This is a genomic window from Bordetella hinzii LMG 13501 (genome assembly GCF_001548475.1).
Taxonomy (GTDB): domain Bacteria; phylum Pseudomonadota; class Gammaproteobacteria; order Burkholderiales; family Burkholderiaceae_B; genus Bordetella; species Bordetella hinzii.
Genome location: NZ_LRUJ01000006.1, coordinates 145,807 through 163,357, shown reverse-complemented (window position 1 = coordinate 163,357; position 17,551 = coordinate 145,807). Strand labels below are relative to the sequence as shown.

The 17,551-nt window shown below is 65.1% G+C and carries 11 protein-coding genes; 4 read left to right on the top strand and 7 right to left on the bottom strand.

The window, feature by feature from the left end; all coding sequences use genetic code 11:
• Positions 1–10: 10 nt before the first annotated feature.
• Positions 11–610, bottom strand: coding sequence for a fimbrial protein (locus AXA74_RS06340; protein WP_185844193.1), 600 nt, complete (start codon positions 608–610; stop codon positions 11–13).
• A 329-nt stretch (positions 611–939) separates the two neighbouring features.
• On the bottom strand, positions 940–8,445 hold the full coding sequence (locus AXA74_RS06335) for a two-partner secretion domain-containing protein (RefSeq protein ID WP_126623574.1): 7,506 nt from the start codon (positions 8,443–8,445) through the stop codon (positions 940–942).
• A 351-nt stretch (positions 8,446–8,796) separates the two neighbouring features.
• Between AXA74_RS06335 and AXA74_RS06330 the strand changes: the two genes are divergently transcribed.
• The gene (locus AXA74_RS06330) at positions 8,797–9,741 is read left to right on the top strand and encodes a DMT family transporter (RefSeq protein ID WP_032955215.1); all 945 of its coding nucleotides are present in this window, start codon (positions 8,797–8,799) and stop codon (positions 9,739–9,741) included.
• Between the two features lie 11 nt (positions 9,742–9,752).
• Here AXA74_RS06330 and AXA74_RS06325 read toward each other — a convergent pair whose 3' ends face one another.
• Positions 9,753–10,433 carry an ABC transporter ATP-binding protein gene (locus tag AXA74_RS06325; protein WP_029580770.1) on the bottom strand — a complete coding sequence of 227 codons (681 nt, stop codon included), beginning with the start codon at positions 10,431–10,433 and terminating at the stop codon, positions 9,753–9,755.
• On the opposite strand from AXA74_RS06325, the gene AXA74_RS06320 reads away from it, so the two are divergent.
• A complete protein-coding gene (locus AXA74_RS06320; protein WP_029580769.1) occupies positions 10,432–11,094 on the top strand; it encodes an arylesterase in 663 nt (220 codons plus the stop codon). The genes AXA74_RS06325 and AXA74_RS06320 overlap by 2 nt on opposite strands.
• Here AXA74_RS06320 and AXA74_RS06315 read toward each other — a convergent pair.
• Positions 11,076–13,031, bottom strand: a complete 1,956-nt coding sequence (locus tag AXA74_RS06315) for a SurA N-terminal domain-containing protein (protein ID WP_029580768.1) — start codon at positions 13,029–13,031, stop codon at positions 11,076–11,078. The genes AXA74_RS06320 and AXA74_RS06315 overlap by 19 nt on opposite strands.
• A gap of 263 nt (positions 13,032–13,294) precedes the next feature.
• Between AXA74_RS06315 and ugpQ the strand changes: the two genes are divergently transcribed.
• Together ugpQ and AXA74_RS06305 are read left to right on the top strand one after the other, a co-directional pair.
• The gene (ugpQ, locus tag AXA74_RS06310; protein WP_032962805.1) at positions 13,295–14,044 is read left to right on the top strand and encodes a glycerophosphodiester phosphodiesterase; all 750 of its coding nucleotides are present in this window, start codon (positions 13,295–13,297) and stop codon (positions 14,042–14,044) included.
• Between the two features lie 10 nt (positions 14,045–14,054).
• Positions 14,055–14,927: a 23S rRNA (adenine(2030)-N(6))-methyltransferase RlmJ gene (locus AXA74_RS06305; protein ID WP_029580766.1), complete on the top strand. Its 873-nt coding sequence runs from the start codon at positions 14,055–14,057 to the stop codon at positions 14,925–14,927.
• Positions 14,928–14,937: 10 nt separating this feature from the next.
• Here AXA74_RS06305 and AXA74_RS06300 read toward each other — a convergent pair whose 3' ends face one another.
• From AXA74_RS06300 to AXA74_RS06290, 3 genes are all read right to left on the bottom strand, one after another.
• Positions 14,938–16,350, bottom strand: coding sequence for a dihydrolipoyl dehydrogenase (locus tag AXA74_RS06300; RefSeq protein ID WP_032962804.1), 1,413 nt, complete (start codon positions 16,348–16,350; stop codon positions 14,938–14,940).
• A 109-nt stretch (positions 16,351–16,459) separates the two neighbouring features.
• On the bottom strand, positions 16,460–17,188 hold the full coding sequence (locus tag AXA74_RS06295; RefSeq protein WP_029580764.1) for a glutathione peroxidase: 729 nt from the start codon (positions 17,186–17,188) through the stop codon (positions 16,460–16,462).
• Positions 17,189–17,319: 131 nt separating this feature from the next.
• Positions 17,320–17,520 carry a heavy-metal-associated domain-containing protein gene (locus AXA74_RS06290; RefSeq protein WP_029580763.1) on the bottom strand — a complete coding sequence of 67 codons (201 nt, stop codon included), beginning with the start codon at positions 17,518–17,520 and terminating at the stop codon, positions 17,320–17,322.
• Positions 17,521–17,551 lie beyond the last annotated feature (31 nt).

The window sequence follows — 17,551 nt, the reverse complement described above, 5'->3', positions numbered from 1 at the left end:
CGCCCCGGGGTCAGGGATACATCACGGAAAACTGCACGGCAGTACCGGCATGGCTCGGAGCAATGGCTCCGTCAGATATTCGCTTGTAACGGGCGATAAAGCGCGCGGTCGCGTTGTTATCCGCCACTCGGAAGGTATTGCCTGCAAGCGCTTTTTGCACATCCGGCGTGCTGCCCATGGGGATCTGCACGCCGTCCAGGCCCGTGAGCTCGATACGCAGATGCTCGTAGGGCGTGCCCGCCGCACCCGCGCCGGGGACAGCGGTGTCGGCCGCCGCCAGCTGATACGGGATCAGCGTATGGGTGGCATAGTCCGTGGTGTGCCCCGGCTCGAAGTAGATGTGCACATCCTGGCCATCAATGCCCGCGGGACATTCGCTCAGGTTGATGTTGAACACTGTCGCGCCGGCCGTGTCGTTGACATTCTTGATCGCCGCCGTGGATATCTTGGGCAGGCGGACATCGATATTGGCGGGCGGCTCGGCGCCCTCGATCTTGCAAGTGGTGTCAACGATTTCACCTCGGATCGTGATAGTGCCGTCTGCGGCATGAGACGCCCCGATCATGCCGAACAGGGGAATCAGAAGCAGGGTTTTTCGCATGGAATGCATGGCTTATTTCGCATGAAAAATTAAGGGAGATCGCTCTCGCTTCCATTCATGATGACGGACGCCACAATAGAAGACCCAGCACAGGGAAATCCCCTTTCAGGTGTTGCCTTGAATGGAAATGAGATAAGAAGAATCTTATTGAGACCAGCCTCATCCACCTATCAGCTAACGCCCTCTGATTCGTAGGAAATTTCTCATTAAAGACCGGCAAGCAAGACGAGTCCCAGACTCCAGAGATCGGATGACTGTTCTTATCGTCATCCCGGATCGCGCCAAAAAAAAAAGCGGAAAAGGGTCTCCCCTTTTCCGCTCAGGTCAGTAGGTCCGGTCTATTTGGCCGTTTTGTAGCTCACGCGATAGTTCTTGCCTCCGACGTCTTCGACCTTCAGCCGGAACTTCTGCGGCGCACCTTGTGATGGATTGCTCGTCAGCTCCTTGCCGTCAAGTGCCATCAACTGCTCGCGCTTGGTGATGGTGATGCTCTCCGGTCCATTCGGACCGGTGAATTTAAAGGTGAAAGGCTTGGCCAGCTTGCCTTTGATATCCTTCATCTGATTCATTTCCGACACCAGTTTCTGCGCCATCTTTACCTGTTCCTGTACGGCATATCGGCCGCCCTGGGGTTGAGGTTTGGACTTGACGGGAGGCTTTGGCTTGGGCAGAGGTTCCGGGTCAGGGTTGCGCTTCGGTCCACTATCGACATCGTCGATGTTCTGTGGATAGACCCATTCCGCACGCTGCGGTTTTGGCAGCTCCGTCACCGTCGCCATCTCGGTATTGATAACCTTGGTCCTGACGATCACTGGCGGGAAACCCGGATCCACCAACTCCGCATACTGCGGCTTGCGCGGATCCGTCACCGTCGCTACCTCGGTATTGATAACCTTGGTCTTGACGACCACCGGCGGATGTTCGATCACAACGTCTTCCTCTGGCTCGACCTTCCGCTTGAGCTTGTCCCCCAGGGGCTTGAGAGAGACCGACAGCACCGACTCGCCGCCCGCGTAGTACTCCTCGCGAGTGATCTCATGCTGCTTCTTCTTGTCGGTATTGAGCGTTCCCTCGACACCCTTGGCGGCGCGCACCTTGGAAGGATCACCGATGTCGATGGTGGCCTTGTTGGTCGCCTCGACATGGTCGCGCGCATCGCGCCCATACTCGACGTTGACCATGGGCAGGCCCGTCGTGGGATTGATCCCGGTCGATGCGCCGCCCTTGCCGCCGTCCTTGTCGATCTTGTCGTGCAGTTCGGTCGCCGTGATCTTGCCTCCCACGTCGACCGACCCCGAGCTTCCGGTCAGATGCGCTCCGGCGAGATCGAGGTCCCCGCCGGATCTCAGATTCAGGCTGCCGCCCGCGCTGATACCTGCCTGCTCTCCCACGACCTTGGCATTGTCGTGATGGTGCTCGGCCGCGAAGCCCACGGTGGCCGAGGCCGAGCCTATGGTCTTGGTGTTGATGCTGGCGACCGCGCCCACCGACCAGGTGCCGCCTTCAGCCTTCTTGTTGACATCATTTTGCAGGCTCACGATACGTGTATCGCCCGCGACATCGATATTGGCGTCCTGGCCGGCCTTGACCGTCGCGCCCTCCAGCGAGAGATCTCCGCCCGACTTGATGTTGACCTCGCCGGCCTCGATCTTGGCATTCTGGTAGGTCTTGCTGTCCTCGGTGGTCACCATGTGCGAACCCGAGAGGCCAGCGGAGAGCCCGACGCCAGCCGAGCCCAAGGCGGCATTGACTCCACCATTGATCGAACCCGCGAGCGACAGCGAATGGTCCTCGCCGTGTGTGACCGTCGTGGACTCCGCCGCCCGCAAGGAAACATCGCCCTTGGCCTCGAGGGAGACGATGTCACCGCCCTTGAACTGCGTGCCCACGAGCGAAATATCGCCCTTGCCGGCAACCAGCTTGATATTGCCGCCGAAGGTCTGGGTGTTCTCCTTGGTCTCCGTGGTGTCGCTGTGCCCCCACTCGCCGCCTATCTTGACCGTACCCGTAATCGAGCCGGTATCCGAGAACACCAACTGCGTCGCCTCGGTGGCCGCCATGGCGGCGGCCAGGGCCGGATCGATCTTGCGTTTCGGATCGTCGCGGGTCTGGGCGATCATGTCGCCAAACCGCGAAGCCGTGGTCGCGATGGAAGAACCGGCGCTGACTTCGCTGCCCAGCGTGAAGCGGGAGTACGAAGTCTGGGCCTTGAGCTCATCGACATACTTGGTGGTCTTGATATCGCCCGCCTCGATGGTCAATCCACCCGAAGCGTCGCCAGCCGGAAGACCAGCCCGGTCGCCGTTGATGTCGGCGCCCCCCAGATCGGCCGTACCGGCAACCTTGACCGTGCCGTCGCCGACATTGAATTGGGCGTTGTCATAGGTCTTGCCGTGCAGCGTGCTTTCCTCCGTCGACACGGAAAAGCCGACATTCAGGCGGGCGCCCGCCATCTTTCCACGCCCGGCCTTGGCCTGGCCACCCGCCTCGCTGCCCAGTGAAGCGCTGGCCTCATAGCCGCCCGCGCCCGCCGCGGCGCCCAAGGACAGCTCGCGGCGGCTTTCCTTGGTGTAGCCATACAGATGGTTCTCGCCCGCCTTCAGGGCAAGATTGCCACCGATGTCGATATCGCTCTGGCCGGCGCTCACCGTGCCGCCGGTGACCTCCATATCGCCCTGGGTCCTGACCACCAGTTTGCCCGCCGTCAGCGTGCTGCCCACATCGCTGGCACTCGCGGACTGCTCCACGGTGATGGTCTGCGACAAGGCAGCCAGGGCTTCGCCCAGGCCGTGGGTCACCTCGAACGAGAAATGCGAGCCCACTTCCTTGGCCGCCCCCAGCTTGATTGTGCCGGCCTGCATGTCGAGCGTGTCCTCGGCGTTCAGGACCGCACCCTCGGTCTTGATTTCCGAGGCGGCCAGCTTGACGGACTCGCCGTCGACCTGCGGCGCCCCGTCGCGCGTCACCAGGCGGCCCTTCTCGTCATAGCCCATGCCGACAATGATGTCCAGTTTGCCGGTGGCTTCGAGATCGACGTTCTTGCCCTCCACGACGCCGCCTGCCAAGAGGATATCCTTGCCCTGCACCTTGGCCTCGCCATCGCTGGATATCCCGCCGGAGACGCCGCCCGTGTTGGTCAGGTTCACCTTGCCCTCGCCGGCGCGGATATCCACATCGCCGCCCACGAATGCGGCGTTGTGGACCGCGACATCCTCTCCGCCGGTATTCACGCTGATCGAGCCGGCGGATGCCACGACGGCACCACCTTTCTTGCGCATCGCATCGGCAGACTTCTGGCTCGTGCCGGCCAGATAGACGCGCGGCATCAGTACCTGGGCGCCATCGATGGTGACCCAGGTGTACCAGACGATGTCTTCCTTCAGTTCGGCGATCTGCTCTGCCGTGAGCGGCTTTCCGACTTCCAGGCCCAGACGCGCAGCGGCGTCGGCGCCACTGTCCATCATGGCCTTGACCGTGGCGGCGCTGCCGCTGCCCATCCGGCCTTCCGTGCCGCCCAGTTGCCGGGCGCGTTCGCGCAGGATCATCTGCGTGTCGAAGTAGTTGTCGCCGCTGACAAGCGTACCGTGTTGCGGCACATAGCCCAGCCGCTTGAAGAAGTAGTCCGAGCCGTAAAACTGCTTTTGATCGATGAATTTCAGGCGCGTCTCGAAGAACGGCCTGGGCAGCGCCCCGGCGTCAGGCGTCGAGATATCCTCGCCCTCCTGGCGCGCTGTCACCCGGCCGAACATGAAGCGGTTGCTCAGCAGATCTTCCAGGACCGGATCTTCGAACGACAAATCGATGTCCTCCTCCGGATGTCCCAGGACAAAAGTGCCGTCCAGCGTACCGGCCAAGGTCGAGATCGAACTCTTGCCTATCTTGGCCGGCTGACGCCGCGTGGCGTCCGCGGCAGCCTCCGACGCGCTCTGGGTGGCGTTGCCGCCCATGATCATGCCGCCACCCGTGTGCTGGACGCCCTGCACGCCAGCCATCACCGTCTGCGCCATGGGATAGAAATCCAGCTTGCCTCCACGGCGCCCTGCCTTGAATTCCTTCCAGCGGCCGGCCACCTCATGGGGCGACAAGCCACGCCAGTCCGCGCCCAATGCCGCGCCCAGGACTTTTTGCAGCATGGGGGCCTTGCTCATATCGGCTGCCGCCAGTACCGGCGTCAGTGCGGCCGTGGGGTGATAACCGTAAGCAACGAAAAGACGGTGCCAACGATTGGGGTCCGCGAGGATATAGTCCAGCATCTCATAAAGGGAATCGAACCCCCCCCAATGGCCATGGGCGATCGCGCCCTGGTCCTGGACCCAGGTCTCATACCCGCCTTTCTTCCTGTTCATCTTCAGGAAATCCAGGACATCCAATTGACGGGACAAAGAGCGGTTCTCGACGCTGCCATCGACATGCAGCGTCCCGCCCGCCAGAATCGTGCCTTCGTTATAGACGCTGGCGTCCCGGCCTTTTTGCTCATGCTGATTCAGGTCGACATCCCCGCCGGCTCGCATCACGCCCTGCTTGACCTCGAGATCCGCGATGGGGCGGCGGACTTCAAAATCATGGATGATGGTCTTGACCCAACGCCCCGTCTGCCAGTAGCCCAGGCTATGCGAACCGGTGACGCGCTCTTCCGGCTTGTCGCTGATACGAATCTCGCCGCTCAGTTCGGAAACATTTTCAATCCACGGCGCGTCGACGACCAGCTTGCCGCCGGACTCGATCCGGCCCACCTCGTTGCGCACCTGGGCCGAGGCCTTCAGCGTGATATCGCCATTTTGGGCCAAGACCCAGGCATCCGGCCGATTGAGGATGTTGCGGCCGCGCATGCTGACATTGCCGCTCGCCCACATCAACGATCCGGCATGATTGGCGATATCCCCCGACGCGACCATATCGAGGTTGCCCAGCGCGGCGATCTGGGTGTGGTTATCGATATTGCCCGCGCGGGCCTTCATGACGACGTTACCTGGATTCTGCACCCCTTCGCCGCGCACCGCGATGGAGCGCGCATCGAGGGTGAGCGTGCCGTTGGCGGTGGGCGACTGGCGCCCGGCATCTATCGTCAAGCCCGCCGGGTCCGTAATGACCAGGGTCAGGTCGTGACCGGCGCTGAATGTCCCGGTATTGGCGTAGTCGTGGGTCGTGGCGTGCAGATCATGGCTGGCTTCGATGGCGCCGGCGTTGTCCAACGCCTGTGTGGTCAACGTGGCGTCATCGACGTGGATACTGCCTCCGGCGCGGTTATCCAGGGTGCGGGCGTCGGCCGTCAATTGCCCGACCTTGATCTCCCCGGCATTGGTCAGCGTTTGCGCCACCGCCAGCTCGGCCTGGGTGGCCGCCATCATGCCGGTGGCCTGGTTGTCGACGCTTTTCGCGCGCAGGTCCAGCGCCTTGGCCCGCAGCAAACCTTCGTTGACAAAATCGCCGCCCGCCTGCGCCTGCAGCGCGTCCAGGCTGCGCAACACCGCTTTCTGCCCCAGGTTGCGGATGTCCCCCTGGGCGGCCAGGCTCATTGCCCGGGCCTGGATCTTGCCCTGGTTTTCGATCCCGCCGTCCGCCTTGACGCTGAACGTGCCGCCGATACTGTGCACGCCCGCGTTGTACAGGTCGCGGGTCGAAATATCAAGATCCCTGGCCCGGAGTTCGGTGCGGGAGCCAAAGCGGGTGTCACCGGCGACCGTCAGTTTCATGAAGTGGCCGGCCTGGACCTTGCCATCGATGTCCACGCTGCCGGCGCGCACCTGCAGGCTGTTCCCCTCCCCGTCGTCTCCCACGGCGATGAGTTCGTTCGTCGAGCGATAGACGCCGTCGACATCGAACGTTGCCCCTCTCTCGCGCACCGTGACCTTACCCTCGCTGTCGAAGCTGTTGGCGCTGACTTCGAGCCCATGGCTGTCGAAGCGGCCGGTGGCCGCATTGCGGATCGCCGGCCGGGAGGCGTCAGGCGCCAGGCCCGCGACCGTGATCTTGTGCGAGGACGCGATGAAGCCGCTGTTGTTCAACTCGGCGCCGACCCGGATATTCAGCTGGTGATCGCCATCCGGCCGGCCGGCGCCACCCCGGCCTCCCAGGTTCGATATCTCCGCCAGATTATCCAGCTTGCCTCGCGCGGAGACGCTGACCCCTCCGTGAGAGGACAGCTCGAATTCGTTCTTGATGTTCTGCGCTGACACCGTCAGCTTCTGTTTACCGTCGATAAGGCCGAGGTTGTGCATGTCGCCGGTAAGCTCGACTGTCACCTCGCCCTCCCTGGTCGCGATGATGCCCCGCTGGTTCTCCAGGTGAGCGCCTTTGATCAGGACATCGCCCGCCAGCGCCCGCACGCCCCCGTCCGAACCAATGGATGCACCCGGAAGAAGCTCGCCCGAGCTTGCCTTCTCCACGATCGGACGGCCATCTTCCAGTCTGACCACGGAATCCACGATAGGGGCGTCGCCTTCATCGAGGCCATGGAAACTGCCCATCAGCACGACGCGCCCGGTCGCCTCGATATCCACGCTGTTGGCCGTGCCGGCCTTGCCCGAGGCCTCCACCATCGCATTGCGAAACACCACGTTGTGCGCCTTGACCGCCAGGGTATCGGTCTTGATGGCGCGCGACACGACGAGACTGCCTTGCCGGACCGATATATTCAGTCCGCCCCGGAACAGGGAAGCGTCTCGCTCGCCGGTACCGATGCCCGGACCCAATTGCATATCGCCTCGCTCGGCGGTCAGATCCGCGCCCTGCGCGCTCGCCGCACTGTCCAGGGTCAGGTGACGGCCCGCGTTGACGGAAAGCCGTCCCGTGGCTGCGGCCGCGGCAACCTTGATGTCCGCCCCGGAATGCATGTGAACCCCGCGGGCCTTCACGGTGCCGACCTCGACATTGCCACTCGCATCGATCGAAATGTCGCCGGGCGAGGCCAGCATGCCCGGCTGGCGCACTCCCAGGCCGGCGTCGGTGGCAATGAGCGCGATGGCCTTGCCGTGCATGGCGCCGGCGGCGCTGCCATCGATGGCATATCCGGTATGGGCCCCGGCCGCCCCACGAACACGGCCCACGGCGCTGGTCAGGTCGCGGGTCGACGTGTCGAAACTGCCGCTGCCGGCCACGGCCTTGATGTCGGTCAAGCCGCCGGTGCCATCACCGATCACGCCGTCGATCTGGATCATCTTGGCGATCAGGTCGAAGGTGCTCAGGCCGTCGGTGTTGACCCCGCCGCCGCCGACGGTGATCTTGCCCTGGTCAACGCCCAGCGTGACCCGGCCATCACGCGCGCTCGGCACGCCGGTGGACAGGGTCAGGCTGTTAGTGTTCAGGGTGCTCAGGCCGTTGACGCTGATGCCGTTGGGATTGGCGATGATGAGGTTGGCCTTGCCGCCAAAGACCTCCAGCGTGCCCTGCAGGCTGCTCGGGCCGGTGCCGGTGACTTCGGACAGGATGGTGCTGGCCAGCGTGGCGCCCAGATTCGGGTTGCGGCTGATCTGGCCGGCGATCTGCGAGCGGCCGTCGACCGTGCTGTTGTTGAACACGACCCCGGGCGCCACGGTATTGAGCTGCTGGAACTGGTTGTGCGACAGGCCATGGGCGTCGGGCGCGGCGATATTGACGATCGGCACGCCGGACGCCGAATGATGCGTCGTTGTCGCGCCACCTGCCGGGACGACCTGGGCGGATGACTGTCCCGCCAGGCCAAAGGCCAGACACAAGGCCGATGAGAGCAGGCTCAAGCGGGCCGGGCAGCTGTCGCCCTTGCGCGTGCGCGCGGTCTTGCGGCGGCCGGCGGTCTTGATCTCGGAGACGGGGACATACATCCCAAGCACTTTGCTGAATATCAATCGATAGAGCGAGGCGTTCACGGAGGATTCCTGTCAACGTTTTCAGTTATTGCGGCGGATCGGGCTTCTGCTTTGCCTGATGGCCGGGTTCGATAGGGAAAGACTGGCGCACATGATGCAGATCACGGGTTGGGCGCAACACTTGACGGTTTCCTAAGCAGATGTAGGATTTTTCTTAACAGGGAGAGAGCACATGCCCGCCCCTCTGGAATCCAGGACAAGGAGCTAGGCAATTACCCCGAGCAGCATCGGACAGCACAGGACTAATTAACCCTTGCGCCGGCCCGCGGGCCGCCAGTCCTGACTCGGGAAAAGCGTATGATTGACGGCGCGCTTGCGCCCACCGATAAAAACAGACTCAAGGAGATCCCCATGCAACAGGCCCGCGCCGGCCTGGGCACGCCATCCGGCTTGTCGACTTCCCAGGCCGCGGCCAGCCGTCCTCTGGTCGGCGTGCTGTTGCTGATCCTGTCGCTATGGACGCTGTCCTGCCTGGACGCCAGTGGCAAATGGGTCATGGCCGCGGGCGTGCCGCTGCTGGTGCTGTGCTGGGTGCGCTATGTCGTGCACCTGATCCTCGTGACCGCGCTTATCGTGCCGGCCCGCGGCAAGGGCATCCTGCGCGCCAAGCGGCCTCGCGACCAGATCCTGCGCGGCGCGGCCATGTTCTGCGCCACCCTGATGTTCTTCACGACCTTGCGCTATCTGCACCAGGCCGAAGCCACCGCGATCAATTTCCTGGCGCCCCTGATCGTGTTGTCCGTCGCGCCCTGGATCCTGCGCGAACCGCCGCGGCTGTCGCGCTGGATCGCCTGTGGCGTGGCCTTTCTGGGCGTGCTGATCGTCATCCGGCCGGGCGGCGGCCTGGACCCGGTGGGTGTGGTCTTCGGCCTGTTGACCGCGCTCTGCTTCGCGGCGCAATTCATCCTGACGAGGCGGGTGGCCAGCGACGACGCCTATACCTCGCTGATCTGGAGCGGCCTGGTGGGCACGGCCTGCCTGACGGCCGCCCTGCCCTTCATTCTGCCGCCCGCGCTGCCGGTGCTGGCGCAACTGAGCCCGCTCAACTGGCTGGTGCTGGTGTCGACCGGCCTGTCCGGCGCCTTGGGGCACTTGCTGCAGATCGCCGCCTATCGCAATGCCTCGGCCTCCACGCTAGCGCCGTTTGTGTATCTGCAGATCGTCAGCGCCACGACCATGGGCTGGCTGCTGTGGGGACATTTCCCGGATGCGCTGACCTGGCTGGGCATCGCCATCATCTGCGCCAGCGGCATCGTGATCGGCATGCTGGAATGGCGCCGCGCCGGCAGGCGCTAAAACGGCCGGCGCTAGGCCTGCAGGCGCCCGGCGGCCAGCACCAGCTGGCGGTCGCAGCGCGCCGCCAGGTCCGGATCATGGGTGACCAGCACCAGGGTGGCCCCGTGCTCGCGATGCAGATCGAACATCAGGTCGATGACGGTTTGCCCGGTGGCCGCGTCCAGGCTGCCGGTGGGTTCGTCGGCGAACAGCAATGAAGGATCGACCACGAAGGCGCGCGCCAGCGATACGCGCTGCTGCTCGCCGCCGGACAGCGTGCGGGGATAGTGGTGCAGGCGCGCGCGCAGGCCGACCCGTTCGAGCATGAGCTGGGCCGCCTGGCGGGCCTCGGCGCCGGGCTTGCCGGCCAGCTCCAGCGGCAGCATGACGTTCTCCAGCGCCGTGAGATTGGGCAGCAGCTGGAAGGATTGGAAGACAAAACCCAGATGGCTGGCCCGCAGCCGCGCCCGTCCGTCTTCGTCCAGCGCGAACAGGTCCTGTCCGGCCAGGCGGACCTTGCCTTCGGAGGGAACATCCAGGCCGGCCAGCAGTCCGAGCAAAGTGGACTTGCCCGACCCCGAGCTGCCCGTGATGGCGACAGCCTCGCCGGCACGGATCGTAAAATCGAGGCCATCCAGTATGGTGAGCTCACCCGTGGCGTCGGCCACGCGCTTGCCCAGACCCACCACTTCTATCGCGTTCCTGTTATCCATGCGCTCATTTTTCCGTGTTTTGTCCGCATCGCTGTTGATGCTGGCGATGCTGCCGGCGGCACAGGCTCAGACCGCGGCCGCCGCGCCGGGTTCCCATACCGTGCTGGTGGTGGGAGATAGCCTGTCAGCCGAATATGGCCTTGCGCGGGGCTCCGGCTGGGTGCCGCTGCTCGCCCGCCGCGTGTCTGAACAATACCCGAATTACCAAGTCGTCAATGCCAGCATCAGCGGCGACACCACCAGCGGCGGCAAGGCGCGCCTGCCCGCCCTCCTGGCCCGGCATGCGCCGGCCGTCGTCGTGCTGGAGCTGGGCTCCAACGATGCCTTGCGCGGCCTGGCCCTGGACATGACCGAAAGCAATCTCACCGCCATGACGCAACAGGCCAAGTCGGCCGGCGCCCGCGTGCTCATCGTCGGCATGCAGATTCCGCCCAACTACGGCCGGGACTACGCCGAGCGCTTCGCCCGCGTGTTCCAGACCGTGGCCCAGAAGGAGCAAGCCGCGCTGGTGCCCTTCCTGATGGAAGGCATGGCGACCGACCGCGCGCTTTTCCAGGCCGATGGCATACATCCCAATGAAAAAGCCCAGCCGACGCTGTTGGACAACGTCTGGCCGGGCCTGGAACCCTTGCTGCGCGCGGATCAGCCTTCGGCGGGCTGATCTCCCTTGATGACAGAAGCCGCGGCGGGCAGGATCTGGACTTTGTAGGCCTCACGCAGCATCTTGAGCACCGCCTGGTCTTCGGCCTCGCCCCAGGCGCTGCCCAGCTGGCGGCCCAGCATCGCGGCAGCCTGGGCATCGGGCTGGCCGGCCTCGACCTTCTCCAGGCGGACCAGCACATAGTCATTGCCCGAAGCCACGCCGGCATAGGCCGGCAGCTTGGCGGCATCCAGGCGCATGGCGGCGTCCACCAGGTTGCGCGGCAGGTTGGCCGGGTCCTGGCGGGAAATGGTCAGCGCGGCGGCAAAGCCTTCGGCCTGGTCCTGGGCTTGCAGCGCCTTCAGGGCCTGTTCGCCGGCTTCGCGGGCGGCCTGGGCCGAGCGCTCATCGAGCAGGCGAGCGCGGATGCTGTCCTTGACCTTGTCCAGCGGCGGAATCTGCGAGGGCTCGACCGCCGCCACGCGCAGGGCCAGCAAGGTGTCCGGCGCGAGCTCGATGACCCCGGTGTTCTGCTTTTCGCGCAGCACGTCGGCGGCAAACAGCGCCTGGCGCACGCGCGGGTTGTCCAGCATGGCGGCATCAGGGCTGGCCGAGGCCGAGCCGGCGCCCGCCTGGTCGGCCGGCAGCAGGCCGCCGCGGGTGATGCCGGCCGCCGTGCGCAGCTTCAGGCCCAGGGCGTCCGCGGCGGGCTGCAGGCTGTCGCGCTGGTCATAGACGGCGCCTTGCAGCTTGGTGGCCATTTCGGCGAAGCGGGCCGAGGCCAGCTGCTTGCGGATCTCGGCGGTGATCTGCTCCTTGACTTCGGCCAGGGGCTTGACCTGCGCCGGCTTGATCTCGGTGACTTTGAGAATGTGGAAGCCGAACGGGCTTTCCACCACGCCGGAGACGGCCTCTTTGGCCAGGCCGGCGATGGCCTGCTGTACGCTGGGGGGCACGGAGTTGGCGGCGATCCAGCCCAGGTCACCGCCCTGCGCGGCCGAACCGGCATCCTGCGACGCTTGCTTGGCGAGGTCGGCAAAGCCGGCCGGATTGGCGGCGGCCTGGCGGGCGATTTCCTCGGCCTTGGCGCGGGCGGCCTTGCGCGCGTCCTGCGACTCGCCGGCCGGAGCATTGATCAGGATGTGGCTGGCACGGCGCTGCTCGGGCGTGCCGAAGCGGTTCTTGTTTTGTTCGTAATAGGTGGCGACGTCTTCGTCCTTGACCTCGATGCCCTGCGTGGCGGCGGCTTCGTCCAGGACCAGGTATTGCGCCTGGACCTGCTCGGGCACGCGCAGCGACTCCTTGTTGGCGTCGTACCAGGACTGGATGTCCTGTGGCGTCACGGTGACCTTGGAACGGTAGTCCGCGGCGGCAAAGCTGCGCAGCTGGATGGTGCGCTTCTGGGTGAGGGCCTGCTCGACGTCCTGGACCACGGCTTGCGGCGCGCGGGCGGACAGGCCCACGGGTTCAAGCACGCGGGCCACGGCGAGATCGCGGCGCAGGCCGTTCTCGAAGGCCGTGGGCGACAGGCCCTGGGCGGCCAGCACTTGGCGATAGCGTTCAGGCGAGAAGCGGCCGTCATCCTGGACCTGGGGAATGGCGGCGATGGTGTTGCGCAGCGTCTCGTCGGAGACCGAGAAACGGTTGTCGATCGCGACCTGGGCCAGCAGGCGCTGGTCGATCAGCTGATTGAGCAACTGTTCGCGCATGGCGGGCGTATCCAGCACGGCCGGGTCGAATTGCGTGCCCAGGCGCTGGCGGAATTGCTCCAACTGGTTGCGGTGGGCCATGTCGAATTCCGACTGTTTGATTCCCTGCCCCGCGACGCTGGCCAGCTCGGGTTCGCCATTGACGAAATGGGTGTAGCTCTGCACGCCGACCAATGCGAATGACGGCACGATCAGAAGCAGCAGGATGAACTGCATCCAACGCCGATGGGTGCGAATAAATTCAAACATGTATTTCCTGTTGCCAGATTGGCGCGGCCCCGTGCCAAGCCAAAAACGCATAAAAAAAGGCGAAGACAATTCGCCCGGACGCTCGCCCGGACCCCGCAGCGCTCTTGATACAGAACCGTGCCGGGCCAGCCGCCGGAGTTTACCACCTCCGGGGCCCCTGCCCACCCCCCGTCAGGGCGAGCCCCGTCCCTCGTTAGGGAGTATGCTTGCATGCCGTGAAACCCGCTGTTTCCGACCCGTATTTCTTGCTTGAGGTCTTGCACATGACGTCCCCCCTGCCGGCCTGGCCCTATTCTCCTTATATTGCCCATCGCGGCGGCGGCCATCTGGCCCCCGAAAACACCCTGGCGGCCATGCATGTCGGCGCGGCGCAGGGGTTTACGATGTTCGAGTTCGACGTGAAGCTCAGCCGCGACAATATCGCCATTCTGATGCACGATGACGACGTCGACCGCAGCACGGATGGCAGCGGCCCGGCCCGGGACAAGACCTATACCGAACTCTCCCTGCTGGATGCCGGCAGTTGGCATTCACCGGCCTATGCGGGCGAGCCGGTGCCCAGCTTTGTCTCGGTCGCGCGCTACACGCGCGCCAACGGCATTGCCTGCAATGTGGAGATCAAGCCCTGCCCTGGGCGCGAAGCGGAGACGGGCGCCGAAGTCGCGCGCCTGTGCGCCGAATACTGGCAAGGCGCCGCGGTGCCGCCCCTGCTCTCTTCCTTCGAGGAGGCGTCGCTGGCCGAGGCCCGCCGCGTCGCCCCGCATCTGCCCCGCGCCCTGCTGGTCGAGAAAGTGCCCGCCGACTGGCGCGAACGCCTGGCGCGCCATGGCTGCATCGCCCTGAACATCAACCAGAAGGACGCCACGCCCGAGCTCATCGAGGCCGTGCACGCCGCGGGCTATCGGATCGCCGCCTGGACGGTCAATGACCCGTCCCGCGCCCGCGAACTGCTGGCCTGGGGCATGGACGCCATCTTTACCGACAAGCTGGCCGATATCCGGCCGACGGCGTAAAAGGGCCGCCGTGTTCAGCTATCGCCACGCTTTCCATGCCGGCAACCATGCCGATGTCCTCAAGCATGCCATCCTGATCCACACGCTGGAGTATTTCAATCGCAAGGACGCGCCCTACTGGGTGGTGGACACCCACGCCGGCGCCGGCCTGTATGCGCTGGATAGCGACTGGGCCAGCAAAAACGCCGAGTTCGCCGACGGCATCGGCCGGCTGTGGGAGCGCGATGACCTGCCTGCCTTGCTGGCCGACTATGTGGCGCGGGTGCGGGCCTACAATCCTTCGGGCAAGCTGCGTCATTACCCGGGCTCGCCCTGGCTGACGCTGGACGCCTTGCGTGACCGAGACCGCCTGCGCCTTTTCGAGATGCACCCGAATGAATCCGGCATCCTGGTCAACAACCTGGAGCAGCGCGACCGGGTGTCGCTGCGCCAGACCACGGTCTACGCCACCGACGGCTTTGAAGGGGTGAAGGCGCTGCTGCCGCCGCCCACGCGGCGCGGCATGGTGCTCATCGATCCTTCGTATGAAGACAAGCAGGACTACCGCCGCACCCTGACGGCGGTCAAGGAAGGCGTCAAGCGCTTTGCCACCGGCACTTATGCCGTGTGGTATCCGCTGGTGCAGCGGCGCGAGGCCGGCGAGATGGCCCGCATGCTCGAACGCCTGCCGGTCAAGAGCTGGCTGCATGCCACCCTGAGCGTCAAGCGTCCGGCCGGCGACGGCTTCGGCCTGCACGGCAGCGGGATGTTCCTGGTCAACCCGCCCTGGACGCTGGAGGCCGCCCTCAAGGAGGCCATGCCCTATCTGGCGCGCGAATTGGCCCAGGACGACCGCGCCGGGTTCACGCTGCAATACGTGGAGAATCCCGGCCGCGCCGCCTGAACGGCCGCCCTCAGGCGGCGCGCTTCGCGCCGGCCTGGGCCAGGCGGGCCGCCGCATCGCGCAGGGCGGTGCGCAGGCCCTCCTCCACCACGGGATGGTAGAAGGGCATCTCCAGCATCCGGGCGATGGTCAGCTCCTGCTGCGCCGCCCAGGCCAGCAGATGGCCAATATGCTCGGCGCTGGGGCCTATCATTTCGGCGCCCAGGAAGCGGCCCGTGGCAATGTCGGCATAGACGTGCAGCAGGCCGCGGTTTTTCAGCATCACGCGCGAACGCCCCTGGTCGCTGAAATCCACCGCGCCGGTCACATATTGGCCGGCCTCCAGGCGCGCATGGGGCGTGCCCACCAGCGCGATCTGCGGGTCCGAAAACACCACGCCCAGCGGCGCGCGCCGCAAACCCGGGCGCACGTCGGGAAAGCGCGCAGCATTCTCGCCCGCGATGCGGCCTTCGTCAGCCGCCTCGTGCAGCAAGGGCGCATCGGCGTTGGCGTCGCCGGCAATGAAGATGGCCGAGTCGCCGGCCTGCATGGTCAGGCGGTCAAAGCGCGGCACCCCGCGCGCGTCGAGTTCGAGCGTCGTGTTCTCCAGGCCCAGCTTGTCGACATTGGGCCGGCGGCCCGTCGCCACCAGCGCGTATTCGAAACGCTCGACATGCTCGGTATTGTCCAGGGCGATGTAGCGGACCTCGACCTCGTCGCCGATGCGCTGGGTCTCCAGCACGCGGGCATCCGGATCGAGGTAGAACTCGCCTTGGAAGATCTTGCGCGCCGCCTGGCGCACGGCGGGGTCGCTGATGCCGCCCAGGCTGCCGCTCACGCCGAAGACGCGCACTTTCACGCCCAGGCGCGCCAGCGCCTGGCCGAGTTCCAGCCCGATGACGCCGGGCCCGAAAACGGCCACGCTGGCCGGCAGCGTGTCCCAGGCGAAGACGTCGTCGTTGACCACCAGCCGGTCGCCCAGGGCCTGGAAAGGCGGGGGGATGGCCGGCCGCGAGCCGGTGGCGATGACCACGCGGCTGGCATGGACCTCGGTGTGATCGTCCACGCGCAGCACCCCATCGCTGACAAAGCGCGCATAGCCGTGCAGCTTATCCTCGGCGGGAAGGTTCTCCACGCCCTCGAGCACAAATCCCACGAAACGGTCGCGCTCGCGCTTGACCCGGTCCATCACGGCGGGACCGTCCACGCTCACCGGGCCGGCTACCTGCACACCGAAGGCATCGGTATGGCGGGCCGCATGGGCCGCTTCGGCGGCCGCAATCAGAAGCTTGGAGGGCATGCAGCCCACGCGGGCGCAGGTCGTGCCATAAGGACCGCCCTCAATGATGACGGCGCGCTTGCCGGCGGCGCGCGCGGCCCGGTAGGCCGCCAGCCCGGCCGTGCCGGCACCGACGACGGCGATATCGGTATGCAGGGTTTTCATGTCTTTCCTTTGATCTGCAAGCGCGCGTGCCCGCCGGCCACCGCGCAAGGCGGCCGGCGGGCACGACGCAAGGGAGAGGGAAGCGCGGGGCCTGGCCGCCCCGCCACGATCAGGCGAAGTGCGCCTTCAGGTCATCGAGGCCGCCGATGAGCTTGCCGTTGATGAAGACCTGCGGAGCGGTGCCGCGGCCCGAGACCGCGCCGATCACACGGCCACGTACCTTGTGCTCCAGCGGAATCTCGATGGGGTCATAGCCCTTGGCGTCCAGCAGGGCCTTGGCCTCGACGCAGAAGGGGCAACCCGGCTTGGAGAACACCACGACTTGGTCGGGCTTCTTGGCGGCCGGAGCGAGGTAGGCCAGCATGGTGTCGGCATCCGAGACCTCGAAGGGGTCGCCTTCTTTCTCGGGCTCGATGAACATCTTCTTGACCACGCCGTCTTCGACCAGCATGGAGTAGCGCCAGCTGCGCTTGCCAAAACCGAGGTCGCTCTTGTCGACCAGCATGCCCATGCCGGCGGTGAACTCGCCATTGCCGTCGGGCAGCAGCGTGATGTTGGCGGACTCCTGGTCCTTGGCCCATTCATTCATTACGAAGGTGTCGTTGACGGACACGCAGATGATGTCGTCCACGCCGTTGTCGAAGAAGGTCTGGGCCAGTTCGTTGTAGCGCGGCAAATGGGTCGAAGAGCAAGTGGGCGTGAACGCGCCGGGCAGGGAGAACACAACCACCGTCTTGTTCTTGAACAGGTCGTCGGTGGTGACCTTCTTCCAGGTATTGTTCTCGCGCACGGGGAACGTCACGTTGGGAACACGTTGGCCTTCGTGGTTTTGCAGCATCTAGCTCTCCTGAGGTGTTGGGAAGGTGGTGGGGCCACCGAAGGCTCTACTTTAAATTTTTACTATTGATTTATCCAATTCAATTATTTTAATTGATCAATAGTTAATCCCAATCACCCAGGAGAAATCAATTATTGTTTTTTGGGATCATAACCCGCTTCGCGGATGGCGGCCTCGATGGCGGCCGCCTGTTCGGCGGGACTGACCGTGACGCGGTGGGCGGACAGGTCCACCTCCACCGCGGCGCCGGGCACGGCGCGCTGCACGGCCTGGGTGATGGATTTGACGCAATGGCCGCAGGTCATATCGGCGACGGTAAAGACAACGCTCATGTTGGACTCCAGGAAAAGGTGGCGACAGGCC